Here is a 13,260-nt window from a genome sequence, read left to right as displayed (position 1 = left end):
GGGCGGATGGTCAACCTTGGCGTTTGCCTTTTTGTAAGCGCGCGTGAAGATGGCGGACGGTAAGGCCGGTCCGGGGATCGCGCCAGTCGGGCGCCACTGCCAGCAAAGGGGCCAGCACGAAGGCGCGTGAGCGGCAGGCTGCGTGGGGAATGGAGAGGGTGCGACTGCGCCAGATGCCGCCCGACCAGAGGATGATGTCGATATCGATGCTGCGCGCGCCCCAGCGGCGATGACGGCGACGACCGAGTCTGTTTTCGACCGACTGGAGGAAGGCGAGCATGGCGGGCGGCGGCAGCGCGCTTTCCACCAGCAGCGCGCCATTGGCGAAGATGCGGGTCGAGGGGCCGAGCGGGGGCGTCGGGATTGTGGGCGATACGGCCAGCACCCGCGCCTGCCCCCCGATCAGCGCGACCGCTTCGGCCAGCAGGCGCGGTGGCGTGCGGCGTGCGGACAGCGGGCGGTTTGACCCCAGCGCCAGCGCGTAGAGATGGGAGGGCGGCGTCTGTCCGGGCACCAAGTCGATCCGTTTCGTCATTGCGAGCGCAGCGAAGCAATCCACGGGCGCGCTGTTGGATTACTTCGCTGCGCTCGCAATGACGCTGTAGAAAATGTCATGCCAGCTCTATCGGGCCTTGTCTTTGACATGCGCCTTCATGACGGCATAGGCGGCCTCGCGCGGCTCGGCGGGCAGCGACAGGAGATAGCGCGCGGCATCGCGATAGGTCAGGAAAGCGCGATCATCGACCAGGATCGGGACGGTGCGGGCGTTGTAGAGGCGCTTGAGCATCCGCTTTTGCGGGCGGCTGAGGTCTGGATGGGCTTCAACAGCGGCCTCTTCCACGGTCGCATCTTCAACGATGGCTTCTTCGGCGATGATCGGGTCTTCTTCGGTGGTCAATTGCGGGTCTTTCGGGGTTTGGCGGCATTCAGGGCTGCCGCGGCCTGGATCAGGATGATGAAGGCGGCTTCGTCGATTATGTCGCCTTCGTGCAAGTCGATGGCGCGGCGGACATTGCCGTCGAGGCTGGCGTTGAACAGGCCAGCCGGGTCATCGAGAGCTGCGCCCTTGGCGAAGGTCAGTTTTACCACGCTCTTGTAGCTTTCGCCGGTGCACAGGATGCCGCCCTTCTCCCAGACGGGTACGCCGCGCCATTTCCATGTTTCGACCACATCGGAGATCGCACGGTGGATAAGGGCGCGGACCTGCGCCAGCATCTCCCCCCGCCAGTCGCCGAGCGCGGCGATGCGCGCGTCGATGAGGGCGGAGGGGCTGTCCGTCATGGTCAGATATCCTGCGCGATGCGGCCGTAGAGGTCCGGACGGCGGTCGCGGAAGAAGCCCATGCCGGCGCGGTGGATCTTTGCCTTGGCAAGGTCGAGCGTGGCGACGAGGGCGCCATTGTCCTTCGCGTCGGCATCGGCCAGATAATCGCCCCATTCGTCGCTGATGAAGCTGTGGCCATAAAATTTCTGGCCGTCTTCGTCCCCGATACGGTTGGCGGCGATCACCGGCATGCAGTTGCTGACGGCATGGCCGATCATCGCGCGGCGCCACATGCGGCTGGTGTCGAGGTCCGCATCATAGGGTTCGGAGCCGATGGCGGTCGGGTAAAGCAGCATTTCTGCGCCCATCAGCGCCATGCAGCGGGCGGTTTCAGGATACCATTGGTCCCAGCAGATGCCGACGCCGATGGTGCCATATTTGGTCTTCCACACCTTGAACCCGCTATTGCCGGGGCGGAAATAATATTTTTCCTCATAGCCCGGACCGTCGGGAATGTGGCTCTTGCGATAGACGCCCATAATCTCGCCTTCGTCATCGATCATGGCGAGCGAGTTGTAATAATGATGGCCGTCGCGTTCGAAGAAGCTGGTCGGGATATAGACGCCCAGTTCCTTCGCCAGCTTGCGCATCTCCAGCACGGCGGGATGCTCGTCGGTCGGCAGGGCGCCTTCGAACAGCGCTTCATCCTCGACCCGGCAGAAATAGGGGCCTTCGAACAGTTCGGGCGGCAGGATGATCTTCGCCCCGCGCATGGCGGCCTTGCGCACATGATCCGCAACCTTGGCGATATTATCGGCCCTGTCGTCGGAAAAGGCGAGTTGCAGGGCGGCGACGGTCACGCGAGTCATTCTTCACTCCATGGCGGGGAATAGGGGCGGGGGGACTGGGCGCCCTATAGGGAATGTCGGCCGGGCATGCCACCGGCCTTGATATCATCGGTTCGGATCACAGCAGCGATGTGGTGTGGTTGAGGACCATGTCGCAGGCCTTGGTCTTGGCCTTGGCTTTCAGGCCGCCCAGCGAAAAGGCGCTGCCGTCGGTCTTGATCGTGCCTTGCTGACCCAGCTTGAAGCCGCTTGATTCCTTGACGCCGGGCTTGCCGGTCAGCTTGCCCAATATCGAACTGGCGCTGGTGGCGTTCACCAGCTTGTTCTTCATGCAATAGCTGAGCACGCCCGCCGCATTGCCCGCGCCGACCGAGGCGATATTGGGCAGTCCGCCGCCCAGCATGCCGCCCAGGCCGGACAATTGGGCTGAGGACGCGGACGCGCCGGTCAGGATGGCCAGGGTCAGGGCGGCGCGAAGGGACATGCGGATCATCGGTTCTTCTCCCTGCCCGGCGAGTCCCGCCGGGTCGATATGCAGACTGATCCCATCCGCGCCGGTGCGCAACAGGCTCAGACCAGCGAGGGCATCTGCTGGCTGCAACAATGGAAGCTGCCGCCGCCCGACAATATGGCGTCGCTGCGCAATCCTACAATCTCCCGGTCGGGGAAGAAGGGGCGGAAGGCGTCGAGCGCAGCCTGATCATTGGGCTGGCCATAGATGGGTACGATGACGGCGGCATTGCCGACATAGAAATTCATGTAGCTGGCCGGGATCGCTTCACCGTCCACCACGACAAGGCCGGGCGATGGGATATCGATCACCTCGACGCCATGGGCCTTCGCGCGGGCGCGGGCGTCGGCATAGATGGCGGCGTTGGGATCGTCATCCGTGGTCGCGATCGGCAGGCCCAGCTTGCCGGGGGCCAGGAAGCGGGCGAGATTGTCGACATGGCCATCGGTATGATCGTTGAGCAGGCCATCGCCCAGCCACAGCATGTCGGACAGGCCAAGACTACCGGCGAGCAGGGTTTCGATCTTGCCGCGATCGAGGTCCGGATTGCGGTTGGGGTTCAGCAGACATTGTTCGGTGCTGACGAACAGGCCGGTGCCGTCGGTGTCGATCGCGCCGCCCTCCAGCACCCAATGCTGGGTCGAGGTGGCAAAGCCGGTCGTCGCGGCGAGGCGCGCGCCGATATCCTCATCGCCGGGCATCTGATATATGCCACCCCAGCCGTTGAAGTCGAAGTCCACCAGCGCGCGTTCCTCTGCGCCATTCAGCACGGCGATCGGCGCGGTGTCGCGCAGCCAGACGTCGCCCAGCTTGTGGACAGCGATGGTGACACCTGCTGCAACCAATGCGCGGGCGGCGACGGCATCCTCCTCATTGGCGACGACGAGGCGGACCTCCTCCCCCTTGCCATCGGCGTGGAGGGCACTGGCGAAATCGGCGATCTGCTGCCGCGCGCCATCGAAGGCGCCGGGCCATTCGGCGGGGTTGGTCGGAAAGCCGATCCAGGTCCAGTCGTGCGGCGCCCATTCGGCGGGCATGCGGAAAGTCATGGCTTTTATCCTTGCTCGCTGGCGCGTGCAGCAGGCGCACGCCCCAAATATCTGTTATCGCATCGCTAAAAGCGGAAAACCGGTTCCCACTTTTCCGCGCGATGCTTTAAGGCCGATCCGCAAAGTGCGGAGATGTCGCGCGCTCCATAGCGTGCCGGATCGCATGTGGACAGAGGGCGAAAGCCATGAAGATGAGAGTTTCCGCCATCGCCGCCGCCTGCATGCTGGCGCTGTCATCGGGCGTATGGGCGGGCGAACTGCCGGACTGGCTGACCGGCGAATGGCAGCAGCAAAATGGCGACCGGTGGAGCGAGGAAGTCTGGACCCTGCCGCGCGGCGGCACGATGATCGGCGTCGGGCGGACCGGGCGGGGCGAAAGCCTGCGGTCCTGGGAAGTGATGCGGATCGTGCGGGCGGCGGATGGATCGCTGACCTTCCATGGTGCGCCCGAAGGCGGTGCTGCGACGGTCTTTCCTGCTGTGGAGCAGGGCGTTCGCGATATCACTTTCGCCAATCCGGACCATGATTATCCGCAGCGCATTCGTTATTGGCGGGAAGGGCGGCTGCTGATGGCCGAGACGTCGAAAATGGATGGTAGCGGGGCGCAGAACTGGACTTATTCGCCGGCAACTCCTACCGGGCAGTGAGCGGTCAAGGTTGCTTGGCGCCGCTCTGTGCGCGTTGCCCTTGCGCCAGGCTCTGGAGTGCAAGCCCCTGCATGTCCAGTTCGCGCTGTTCGCTATAGCTGAGGCCATCGCGGCCGCTACGATCCGCCAGCGCCTGCGCGCGATCGGCTTCGCGGCGCAACTGGCGGGCTTCCTTCCGGTCGAGCGCGCCGTTCTTGCGCGCCTTGCGAATATCCTTGCGGGCCTGCTCCAGTTCATAGGTGCCGCTGACGCTGGGCTCCAGCCGGACCGTGACGGGACCGGGCGTATCGCGTGGCGGTGATCCCGGCGCGATCTGGGCCATGGCGCTGCCGCTGATCATCATGGGTATGAGCAGAAGGGCAGGATTGCGCATCATCAGGCTCCCATCAAGGCGAGGCAGCATGAAATGCGCGGACTGAACCAGCAGTGAACCGACCGGCGGCGGATGCCCCGCCGCCGGCCAATGGCTTATTGTCCGGCCCGATCCTTGTCGCGGATGGCGCGGAATTCATCGCCATCTACCCAGTTGGGCCAGTCGGTTGTCGTCGCCAGCGCGCGGCCTACATCATAATAAAGTTTCAGGTCGGCGGAGATGCCGGTCCAGTCCCAATTGGGATCATATTCGTCCTTGGGACCATGATAGCGATGTTCGGTATAATCCTCCGCGGCGGCCATGCCAGCGGCGGTGCCGCCCTTCACCAGATCCTCGCCGCCCTCGAAATAGAGCATCGGCAGGCCGTGCTTGGCGAAGCTGAAATGGTCGGAGCGGTAATAATAGCCCTTTTCCGGGGTCGGTTCGAGCGTGGCGACGCGGCCCTGTGCGGCGAGCGCGCGGTCGAGATAGGCGTCCAACTGCGACTTGCCCTTGCCGATGACCACGACATTCTTGGCAAGGCCAGCGACGGACAGGGCATCCATGTTCACGCCGCCCACGGTCTTGCTGAACGGGAAGATCGGGTTCTTGCCATAATAGTCGGAGCCCAGCAGGCCCGATTCCTCGCCGGTGACGGCCAGGAACACCTGGCTGCGATCGGTCGGGCCGGCCTTCACATTGGCCTGAGCGAGGGCGACCAGTGCGGCGGTGCCGGTGGCGTTGTCGACCGCGCCATTGCAGATATCATCGCCGTCGGGCGCGGCTTCGCAATGGCCCAGATGATCCCAATGCGCGCTGTAGAGGACATATTCGTCAGGCCGCGTCTTGCCGGGCAGCAGGGCGACGACATTCTTCGAGCTGTGCTTGCGCAGGTCATTGTCGAAGGAAATGTTGGCGGTCACGCCGGTCAGCGGCACGGCCTTGAAGCCGGGCTGCTTGGCAGCGGTCATCTGGGCGTCGAGGTCCAGTCCGGCGCTGGCGAAGAGGGCGGCGGCCTTGTCCTTCTGCATCCAGCCGATGGCCTGGCTCTGTCCGGCATTGCCGTCGGCGCTGTCGGCGACATGCTGCGCCCCGGTCCAGCTCGACTGCACGACGTTCCAGCCATAGGCGGCGGGCACGGTGTCGTGAATGATGATCGCGGCGGTTGCGCCCTGCCGCGCGGCTTCCTCATATTTGTAAGTCCAGCGGCCATAATAGGTCATGGCGCGGCCGTTGAACGGGCCGGTCAGCCCCTGCGTTTCATAATCGGGATCGTTGACCAGAATGACGACCGTCTTGCCCTTCACGTCCAGCCCGGCATAGTCGTTCCAGCCCTTTTCCGGGGCGTTGATGCCATAGCCGACGAAGACGACCGGGCTGTCCTTCACCTCGATATGTTTTTCCGTGGTGCGATAGGTGCCGATCACCATTTCCGGGCCATAGGCGGCGGAGACGGGCGCCTTGCCGCCGGTGAAGCTGAGCGCCGAGACATTCTTCGCGGTGATTTCGACCAGCGGCACATCCTGGAACCAACTGCCCTTGTTGCCCGGCTTGAGGCCCAGTTTCGCAAATTCGGCGGACAGCAGGGCGAGCGTCTTTTCTTCACCCGCCGTACCGGGCGCGCGGCCCTCATAGGCGTCGGAGGACAGTTCCTGCACCAGCCGCTTCATCGTGTCGACCGATGGCGTGGCGCCCCTCGCGGTGGATTTGGCGGGCGCTGCGCCCGCGACCGCTGGCGCGGACAGGACAAGGATGGCGGCGATGGCCGCGATGGAACTGCGCATGGAAGGATTCCCTTATTTTACGAATGCGCAGGTGATGCCACCGTGCGAAGAGGGGGGCAAGAATCTTGCGCTTTTCTTCCTCTTCGGCATGAATGCACCGGTCACTATTTACGGGGGTGGATGTTGCGATACGGGATAAGTCCTTGGCTTGGCGGAGTTACGGCTCTGGCTATGACTGCGGGTGTGGCGAGAGCGGCTGACGACATGGCGGCGCGGTTCGGCGCGCGCGAAGAGATTGAGCAGGCCAGCCTGTCTCCCGATGGTAATTGGGTCGCTTTCGTGCAACCGCTGACCGGTCAGGGCGCGGGCCTTTATGTCGCAGACCTGCGGGGGAGCGGCGAATTACAGACAAAACGGATATTGGCGGTTGATGGCAAGCCGGATCGGCTGGCGGGATGTCAGTGGGCCAGCGATACGCGCCTGTTATGCACGGTTTATGGCATGAGCACCCTGGGCGGGACTGAACTGGTCCGGGTCAGCCGCATCGTCGCGGTGAATGCCGATGGCGGCAATGTGAAATTGCTCAATACGCCTGGCGGGGACAGCCTGCGGTCGCGGGGGGTCAGCCTGTCTGGCGGCGCCGTGATCGGTTTGGCGCCGGGCAATGAGGGGCATGTGCTGATGATGCGCAACTATATCCCCGAAACGACCATCGGGACACGCAATGCTCAGACAAAGGAGGGGTTGGGCGTCGATGATGTGGACAGCTTGACCCTGCGCGCTCGGCCGGTCGAACCGCCAAAGGTCAATGCCCGCGAATATATCGCCGATGGTCTGGGCAATGTCCGTGTCATGGGGACACGAACTATCGACGCCACCGGATATGACAAGGATGAGCGACGCTATTATTATCGGCCTGTCGATGGAGGTGGTTGGAAGCCGTTAAGCATCGTGATGAAGGGCGATGAAGGCTTCGATCCAAGTCTTGTCGATGCCGGTCAAAATCTCGCTTATGGCTTCAAGCGCAAGGACGGGCGCCTGGCCGCCTATTCCAGAGCTTTGGACGAGGGCGCTGTAGAAACGCTGCTCTTTGCCCATGATCAGGTCGATGTGGACGGCTTCATAACCATTGGGCGAAACAAGCGGCCGATCGGGGTCAGCTATGTGACCGATCGGCGTGGCGCCTCCTACTTCGACCCGGCAATCGCAAAGCTGGCCAAATCGCTGTCATCTGCCTTGTCGGGGCAACCCAATGTGCGGGTCGTCGATTCCAGTCGTGACGAGAAAAAACTGCTGATCTGGGCTGGCAGCGATGTCGATCCGGGCAGTTATTTCCTGCTTGACCGCGCGACCAGCCAGATGGCGCCTGTGGCATCCAGTCGCCCGCCGCTGGATGGTGTCGCCCTGGCGCCCATGCAGCATATCACCTATGCGGCAGCAGATGGCACACAGATCCCGGCCTATCTCACCTTGCCGCCAAAGGGGACGGGGAAGGGCCTGCCGGCGATCGTTATGCCGCATGGTGGCCCCGGCGCCCGCGATGAATGGGGGTTCGCCTGGATGGTGCAATATTTTGCATCGCAGGGCTATGCCGTGTTGCAGCCCAATTTCCGTGGGTCGACCGGCTATGGTGAAAGCTGGTTCCAGCAAAACGGGTTCAAGAGCTGGCGTACCGCGATCGGCGATGTCGACGATGGCGGTCGCTGGTTGGTGAAGCAGGGGATCGCCAGCGCCAACAAGTTGGCAATCATCGGCTGGTCCTATGGCGGCTATGCTGCGCTTCAATCGGCAGTGACGGAGCCGGACCTGTTCAAGGCGGTTATTGCGATAGCGCCGGTGACGGATCTGGACCGGGTGCGAGAGGAGCGGCGGGGATGGAGTGACTTCCGCCAGACCAGCGACTTTATTGGCACCGGTCCGCACATTGCCGAGGCGTCCCCCGCACGCCATGCTGACGCGATCAATGCGCCTGTCCTGCTGTTTCACGGAACGCAGGATCTGAATGTCGGCGTTCAGCAGTCGCGCTTGATGCAGGATCGCCTGGCGCAGGCCGGCAAGTCTTCCGAACTGGTGGTTTTCGACGGGTTGGACCATTATCTGGAAGATAGTCAGGCCCGTATCGAAATGTTGACGAAGAGCGCAGCGCTGCTGGAACGGGCGCTCAAGCGATAGCCAAAGAAAAAGGGCGGTCCCTTGCGGGGCCGCCCTCTTCCATATTCTGTCCGGGAGGACCGATTAGCGCGAATAGAATTCGACGACCAGATTCGGTTCCATCTTCACCGGGTAGGGCACTTCGTCCAGCGTCGGAACGCGGACATAAGTGATCTTGGCGGCGCCGTCCGGCGACACATAGTCGGGGATGTCACGCTCGGGCAGGCTCTGCGCTTCGAGAACCAGCGCCATTTCCTGCGCCTTCTTGCCCAGGGTGATTTCATCGCCCGGCTTCACCAGACGCGAGGCGATGTTGCACTTCACGCCGTTCACATAGATGTGGCCGTGCGAAACGATCTGACGCGCCGAGAAGATGGTCGGCGCGAACTTGGCGCGGTACACGACGGCGTCCAGGCGGCGTTCCAGCAGACCGATCAGGTTCTGGCCGGTGTCGCCCTTCATGCGGCTGGCTTCGAAATAGTTCTTCTTGAACTGCTTTTCGGTGATGTCGCCGTAATAGCCCTTCAGCTTCTGCTTGGCGCGCAGCTGGATGCCGTAGTCCGACATCTTGCCCTTGCGGCGCTGGCCGTGCTGACCGGGACCATATTCGCGCTTGTTGACGGGCGACTTGGGGCGACCCCAAATATTCTCGCCCATGCGACGGTCGATCTTATACTTGGCGCTGGAGCGCTTCGACATAGGTAATTCCTTACAACTGCATATTACGTTATCCGCCCTCCTGATCCGATGGACCGGAAGTCCGCAGAGGCGGAGGGCGAAAGCTTCCCGGTCATCGCCTGTTTCCATATTTCAGGGACAGGGCCACCACTTCACCGGGATGTGGGGCCAATCGCGAAGGCGCGCCTATGGCCATGTGACGGGGATATGTCAAGCATGGACTGGGCCTCGACAGGCATGGCGCGGATGCTTAAATCCGGCGGCCATGAACCCAGATACTTATACCAGCATGGCACAGGTGCGCGCAGGCGTCGATGAACTCGACCGGCAGATCGTCGCGCTGCTCGGCCAGCGCTTCGCCCATATGCGCGCCGCCGCCCGGATCAAGCCCGACCGCAGCGCCGTGCGGGACGAAGCGCGCAAGGCGCAGGTGATCGATCAGGCGCGGGCGGAGGCGGAACGGATCGGCGCCCCCGGCGCGGTGATCGCCGACCTGTGGGAGCAACTGGTCGAAGCATCGATCGCCTATGAGATGGCGGAATATGACCGGACGCGGGGATAGAACTGGATCCGTTCAGTTCGAGCCTGTCGAGAACCCTTGCGCAGCGCCCATCGGCTGCGATTGTGTTTGCTTCAACTGGGGGTGATGGAGATTTTGGCGACAGCATTGAGAATGGTGAGGAGTTTTCTGGCGTCTGCGATGAGAGCGGCTTTGGGTGTTTTTACCTTGTCTCTGATGCGCTGGTAGAAGTTTATGAGGCTTGGGTTGATGCGGGCCGCAGAGAGAGCTGCAAGATGACGGCGACTGATGGTTCCCGGTCTGGCACGTGCGTGATGAGTGCAGCGTCGATGGAATCAGTCTTGGCGAGCCTGTCAAGGGCTCCGGCAAAGCGTCGTATCTGTCGCGGATTGACGACGGCGACATCAATGCAAGCCGCTGCCAGCATAGCCACACAGGGGCGCTGATAGCGTCTGCTGGCCGCCATCACGACGGGGTCGATTTGCTTGACTGTCAATCTTCGATCAGCCGCGAGAGTTCGGCTTGGGTATACGCTCAATGGGCAAACCGTTCGCGCCGCGGTGGCACGGCCATCCCAACCTTTACAGCCAGAATAATCTCTAGCTAACGAGGCTGCAGGCGAACGGACATTGTGGTGGTCGCTGTGCTGCGTTACGCCCTCACCGGCGGGCAGCATGGGAGCCATCATGACCATCATCGTCCATCATCTGAACAATAGCCGGTCGCAACGCATTCTCTGGCTGCTGGAGGAACTGGGCGAGCCCTATGAGGTCCGCCGCTATGAGCGCGACCGCAAGACGATGCGCGCGCCGGCATCGCTTCGGGCGATCCATCCGCTCGGCCGCTCCCCGGTGGTGGAGGTGGACGGCCATCGCCTGATCGAGACGGGCGCGATCATGGAACATCTGGTCGCCCGGTCCGGCAATCGCTTCGGTCCGCCCGCCGACGCGCAGGGCGCCATCCTCTATCGTCAATTCCTCCATTATGCCGAAGGATCGATGATGCCGCCGCTGCTGGCGCTGCTCGTCGTCGGCAAGCTGGGCCTGCTTGGCCGCCCCGCGCGCCCGACGGTGCAGCGCATGCTGGACGATCATCTCGACTGGCTGGAAGGCGAACTGGCGACGCGGCGCTATTTTGCTGGCGACGCCTTCACCGCCGCCGACATGATGATGAGCTTTCCACTGGAAGCATCGCGCGCCCGCGGCGGCCTTGACAGCAGCCGTCCGCATCTGATTCGCTGGCTGGAAGAGATGCATGCGCGGCCCGCCTATCAGGCCGCGCTGAAAACCGGGGGACGTTATGCCTACGCCTGATCGCCGCACCCTGCTGCGCTATGCCGCCGCCGGCCTTGCCACGTCGCTGATAAGCCCTCGCCTGTTCGCGCAGGACAAGGCAGGCGAGGCGCTCAAATCCCTGACCGGCGGCGTCACGCCGATCGGCAAGGTCGAGCGCGCCGATCGCGTTGCCCGCGCACAGAAGATGATGCAGGCGCAGGGCATCGACGCGCTGCTGGTCGAGCCGGGCGCCAGCCTCATCTATTATAGCGGCATCCGCTGGTGGCGCTCCGAACGCCTGACCGCGCTGGTCATCCCGGCGAGCGGCACGCCTCTGGTCGTCTGCCCCTTCTTCGAGAAACCCTCGATCGACGAATCGCTCGCCATCCCCGCCGAAGTCCGCGTCTGGCAGGAGCATGAAAGCCCCTATGCGCCGATCGCCGATTATCTGACCGCGAAGGGACTGGCCAAGGGGCGCATCGGCATCGAGGAAACCGTCCGCTATTTCGCGGTCGATGGCCTCAAGGCCACGCTGCCCGCCGCAAGCCTTGTGAAAGACCCCGTCACCCGCGCCATTCGCATGCGCAAGACGGCGGCCGAAATCGCGCTGATGCAGACGGCCGCCGACGTCACCATGGCCGCCTATCGCTGGACCTACCCCCAAGTGAAGGTCGGCATGACCCCGACCGATATCGGCGCGCTGATGAGCGCCGCAACAAAGCAACTGGGCGGGCAGGTGGAGTTCAACCTGATCCTGCTGGGCGAAGCCGCTGCCTATCCGCATGGCTCCGGCAAGCCGCAGGCGGTGCGCGCGGGCGAAGTGGTGCTGATGGACTGCGGCTGCACGGTCGAGGATTATCAATCCGACATCAGCCGCACCTTCGTCTATGGCGCGGCCCCCAGCGCGCAGCAGCGCAAGGTCTGGAACGACGTGTCGCAAGGGCAAAAGATCGCCTTCGCCGCCGCGAAACTCGGCGCGCCTGCCGGTTCGGTCGATGACGCGGTGCGTGGCTATTATGAGAAGCAGGGTTATGGCCCCGGCTATGCGCTGCCCGGCCTGTCACACCGCACCGGCCATGGCATCGGCATGGAAGGACATGAACCGGTCAACTTGGTCCATGGCGAGGCAACGAAGCTGGACGTCGGCATGTGCTTCTCCAACGAGCCGGGCCTGTATCTCCCCGGCACTATGGGCGTGCGGATGGAGGATTGCTTCCACATGACCGCGCAGGGGGCGAAATGGTTCTCCGTGCCGCCGGTGTCGATTGAAGAGCCGATTGGGTAATTCCTCCCCGGACCGGGGAGGGGGACCGCGCCCGCTTAGAGGCTGTGTCGGAACGCTAACGCAACGGTGGACGGCCGAGTTTCGATATGATTCCGAGGGGTTGCGACACCAACCTTGGAAGCCATCATGTGGAACCCGACCGCCCGCGCGCATCATAGTCGCGCGCAGCTTCGTTATGGAAGCGATCTTACAGACGCGGAATGGCATTTGATCGAGCCGTATTTGCCAGCACCATGCCAACGTGGGCGGCGACGGCGTTGGCCGATGCGGGAGATCATCGAGGCCATTTTCTATTTGCTGCGGGCAGGATGTCCGTGGCGGCTTTTGCCTGACAGCTTTCCGCCATGGCGCACAGTTTACCGGTGGTTCTGCACTCTACGTGACGATGGGATATTCGAAAGTCTCAACCACCATCTCGTTCAGATGGACCGCGTCCGATCAGGGCGAGAACCGATGCCATCGGCGGCGGCCATCGACAGCCAGAGCGTGAAGACCACCGAAGCAGGTGGACCGCGCGGCTATGACGCAGGCAAGAAAATCATGGGCCGCAAGCGCCATGCCATGGTCGATACCGATGGCCGCGCGCTTGAACTGCTGGTCCATGGCGCTGATGTGCAGGACCGTGACGGCGCAGTGCCTTTGCTCAGGCAGTCACGCCAGCGACACCCCTTGGTCGAGCACGCCTATGCAGACAGCGCCTACAACAGCGATCGCGTCCGGGATGCTACCGCCATCACTATAGAGATCGTCCGCAAATTCGCCGATCAGACCGGGTTCGTCGTCCATCCCAGACGATGGGTGGTCGAACGGACCTTCGCATGGCTCAACCGGAACCGCCGCTTGGCCAAGGACTTCGAGCGAACCATCAAATCCGCAAATGCCCTGCTTTATGCCGCCGCTGCAATCATCCTCATCAGGCGTATCGCTCGTTACGCATGAGATTCAAGACAGGCTCTTA

Annotated in this window: 17 protein-coding genes; 7 read left to right on the top strand and 10 right to left on the bottom strand. The window is 63.1% G+C overall.

From position 1 onward, the window contains the following. Positions 1–10: 10 nt before the first annotated feature. The 6 genes from folK to BMY84_RS15215 form a co-directional block, all read right to left on the bottom strand. Positions 11–514 carry a 2-amino-4-hydroxy-6-hydroxymethyldihydropteridine diphosphokinase gene (gene folK, locus BMY84_RS15240; protein WP_256215267.1) on the bottom strand — a complete coding sequence of 168 codons (504 nt, stop codon included), beginning with the start codon at positions 512–514 and terminating at the stop codon, positions 11–13. Positions 515–622: 108 nt separating this feature from the next. Beyond that, positions 623–898, bottom strand: a complete 276-nt coding sequence (locus tag BMY84_RS15235; protein WP_093084978.1) for a hypothetical protein — start codon at positions 896–898, stop codon at positions 623–625. Further along, entirely contained in the window at positions 895–1,281 is a 387-nt protein-coding gene (locus tag BMY84_RS15230; RefSeq protein WP_093084976.1) for a DUF1801 domain-containing protein, read from the bottom strand. Before BMY84_RS15230 ends, BMY84_RS15235 begins: the two co-directional genes overlap by 4 nt. Positions 1,282–1,283: 2 nt before the next feature. Next, the gene (gene aguB, locus BMY84_RS15225) at positions 1,284–2,132 is read right to left on the bottom strand and encodes an N-carbamoylputrescine amidase (protein ID WP_093084975.1); all 849 of its coding nucleotides are present in this window, start codon (positions 2,130–2,132) and stop codon (positions 1,284–1,286) included. Between the two features lie 97 nt (positions 2,133–2,229). Beyond that, complete coding sequence (locus BMY84_RS15220; RefSeq protein WP_256215266.1) at positions 2,230–2,715, bottom strand: DUF2501 domain-containing protein; 486 nt, start codon at positions 2,713–2,715, stop codon at positions 2,230–2,232. Continuing rightward, positions 2,682–3,671 (bottom strand): agmatine deiminase family protein, encoded by a 990-nt coding sequence (locus BMY84_RS15215; RefSeq protein WP_093084973.1) that lies wholly within the window; start codon positions 3,669–3,671, stop codon positions 2,682–2,684. Before BMY84_RS15215 ends, BMY84_RS15220 begins: the two co-directional genes overlap by 34 nt. 185 nt (positions 3,672–3,856) lie before the next feature. Here BMY84_RS15215 and BMY84_RS15210 point away from each other — a divergent pair, with 185 nt between their 5' ends. Next, positions 3,857–4,318, top strand: a complete 462-nt coding sequence (locus BMY84_RS15210; RefSeq protein WP_093084972.1) for a DUF6265 family protein — start codon at positions 3,857–3,859, stop codon at positions 4,316–4,318. 4 nt (positions 4,319–4,322) lie between these two features. Here BMY84_RS15210 and BMY84_RS15205 read toward each other — a convergent pair whose 3' ends face one another. Both BMY84_RS15205 and BMY84_RS15200 read right to left on the bottom strand, forming a co-directional pair. Further along, the gene (locus BMY84_RS15205) at positions 4,323–4,694 is read right to left on the bottom strand and encodes a hypothetical protein (RefSeq protein ID WP_093084970.1); all 372 of its coding nucleotides are present in this window, start codon (positions 4,692–4,694) and stop codon (positions 4,323–4,325) included. 92 nt (positions 4,695–4,786) lie between these two features. Next, positions 4,787–6,454, bottom strand: a complete 1,668-nt coding sequence (locus tag BMY84_RS15200; protein ID WP_093084969.1) for a M28 family metallopeptidase — start codon at positions 6,452–6,454, stop codon at positions 4,787–4,789. Here BMY84_RS15200 and BMY84_RS29750 point away from each other — a divergent pair. Further along, positions 6,432–6,593 (top strand): hypothetical protein, encoded by a 162-nt coding sequence (locus tag BMY84_RS29750; RefSeq protein WP_177204036.1) that lies wholly within the window; start codon positions 6,432–6,434, stop codon positions 6,591–6,593. The two genes, BMY84_RS15200 and BMY84_RS29750, sit on opposite strands and share 23 nt — an antisense overlap. A 32-nt stretch (positions 6,594–6,625) precedes the next feature. After that, on the top strand, positions 6,626–8,566 hold the full coding sequence (locus BMY84_RS15195; RefSeq protein ID WP_256215264.1) for a S9 family peptidase: 1,941 nt from the start codon (positions 6,626–6,628) through the stop codon (positions 8,564–8,566). Between the two features lie 63 nt (positions 8,567–8,629). On the opposite strand, the gene rpsD is transcribed toward BMY84_RS15195, so the two are convergent. After that, positions 8,630–9,244 carry a 30S ribosomal protein S4 gene (gene rpsD / locus BMY84_RS15190; protein ID WP_093084966.1) on the bottom strand — a complete coding sequence of 205 codons (615 nt, stop codon included), beginning with the start codon at positions 9,242–9,244 and terminating at the stop codon, positions 8,630–8,632. A gap of 244 nt (positions 9,245–9,488) precedes the next feature. Between rpsD and BMY84_RS15185 the strand changes: the two genes are divergently transcribed. Beyond that, complete coding sequence (locus BMY84_RS15185) at positions 9,489–9,785, top strand: chorismate mutase (protein ID WP_093084964.1); 297 nt, start codon at positions 9,489–9,491, stop codon at positions 9,783–9,785. A 190-nt stretch (positions 9,786–9,975) separates the two neighbouring features. Here the strand turns inward: BMY84_RS15185 and BMY84_RS29745 are convergent, their stop codons facing one another. Then, positions 9,976–10,209 (bottom strand): IS110 family transposase, encoded by a 234-nt coding sequence (locus tag BMY84_RS29745; protein ID WP_256215278.1) that lies wholly within the window; start codon positions 10,207–10,209, stop codon positions 9,976–9,978. Positions 10,210–10,429: 220 nt separating this feature from the next. Here BMY84_RS29745 and BMY84_RS15175 point away from each other — a divergent pair, with 220 nt between their 5' ends. The 3 genes from BMY84_RS15175 (at position 10,430) to BMY84_RS15165 (ending at position 13,241) form a co-directional block, all read left to right on the top strand. Continuing rightward, positions 10,430–11,056, top strand: coding sequence for a glutathione S-transferase family protein (locus BMY84_RS15175; protein ID WP_093084962.1), 627 nt, complete (start codon positions 10,430–10,432; stop codon positions 11,054–11,056). Then, positions 11,043–12,302 (top strand): M24 family metallopeptidase, encoded by a 1,260-nt coding sequence (locus BMY84_RS15170; RefSeq protein ID WP_093084961.1) that lies wholly within the window; start codon positions 11,043–11,045, stop codon positions 12,300–12,302. Before BMY84_RS15175 ends, BMY84_RS15170 begins: the two co-directional genes overlap by 14 nt. Before the next feature lie 126 nt (positions 12,303–12,428). Next, the gene (locus BMY84_RS15165; RefSeq protein WP_093085202.1) at positions 12,429–13,241 is read left to right on the top strand and encodes an IS5 family transposase; all 813 of its coding nucleotides are present in this window, start codon (positions 12,429–12,431) and stop codon (positions 13,239–13,241) included. Positions 13,242–13,260: the final 19 nt, after the last annotated feature.

Source organism: Sphingobium sp. AP50, from assembly GCF_900109095.1.
In the GTDB taxonomy this organism is placed as follows: Bacteria; Pseudomonadota; Alphaproteobacteria; order Sphingomonadales; family Sphingomonadaceae; genus Sphingobium.
This window is presented reverse-complemented; position numbering and strand designations above follow the sequence as displayed.

What these genes read in the sequence shown, in the direction of transcription:
- aguB (WP_093084975.1), bottom strand. Translation starts at nt 2,132, where the DNA reads ATGACTCGCGTGACCGTCGCCGCCCTGCAACTCGCCTTTTCCGACGAC.
- BMY84_RS15200 (WP_093084969.1), bottom strand. Translation starts at nt 6,454, where the DNA reads ATGCGCAGTTCCATCGCGGCCATCGCCGCCATCCTTGTCCTGTCCGCG.
- BMY84_RS15195 (WP_256215264.1), top strand. Translation starts at nt 6,626, where the DNA reads ATGACTGCGGGTGTGGCGAGAGCGGCTGACGACATGGCGGCGCGGTTC.
- BMY84_RS15210 (WP_093084972.1), top strand. Translation starts at nt 3,857, where the DNA reads ATGAAGATGAGAGTTTCCGCCATCGCCGCCGCCTGCATGCTGGCGCTG.
- BMY84_RS15230 (WP_093084976.1), bottom strand. Translation starts at nt 1,281, where the DNA reads ATGACGGACAGCCCCTCCGCCCTCATCGACGCGCGCATCGCCGCGCTC.
- BMY84_RS15175 (WP_093084962.1), top strand. Translation starts at nt 10,430, where the DNA reads ATGACCATCATCGTCCATCATCTGAACAATAGCCGGTCGCAACGCATT.
- BMY84_RS15215 (WP_093084973.1), bottom strand. Translation starts at nt 3,671, where the DNA reads ATGACTTTCCGCATGCCCGCCGAATGGGCGCCGCACGACTGGACCTGG.
- BMY84_RS29745 (WP_256215278.1), bottom strand. Translation starts at nt 10,209, where the DNA reads ATGGCGGCCAGCAGACGCTATCAGCGCCCCTGTGTGGCTATGCTGGCA.
- BMY84_RS15165 (WP_093085202.1), top strand. Translation starts at nt 12,429, where the DNA reads ATGTGGAACCCGACCGCCCGCGCGCATCATAGTCGCGCGCAGCTTCGT.
- rpsD (WP_093084966.1), bottom strand. Translation starts at nt 9,244, where the DNA reads ATGTCGAAGCGCTCCAGCGCCAAGTATAAGATCGACCGTCGCATGGGC.
- BMY84_RS15185 (WP_093084964.1), top strand. Translation starts at nt 9,489, where the DNA reads ATGAACCCAGATACTTATACCAGCATGGCACAGGTGCGCGCAGGCGTC.
- BMY84_RS15170 (WP_093084961.1), top strand. Translation starts at nt 11,043, where the DNA reads ATGCCTACGCCTGATCGCCGCACCCTGCTGCGCTATGCCGCCGCCGGC.
- BMY84_RS29750 (WP_177204036.1), top strand. Translation starts at nt 6,432, where the DNA reads ATGGCCGCGATGGAACTGCGCATGGAAGGATTCCCTTATTTTACGAAT.
- BMY84_RS15205 (WP_093084970.1), bottom strand. Translation starts at nt 4,694, where the DNA reads ATGATGCGCAATCCTGCCCTTCTGCTCATACCCATGATGATCAGCGGC.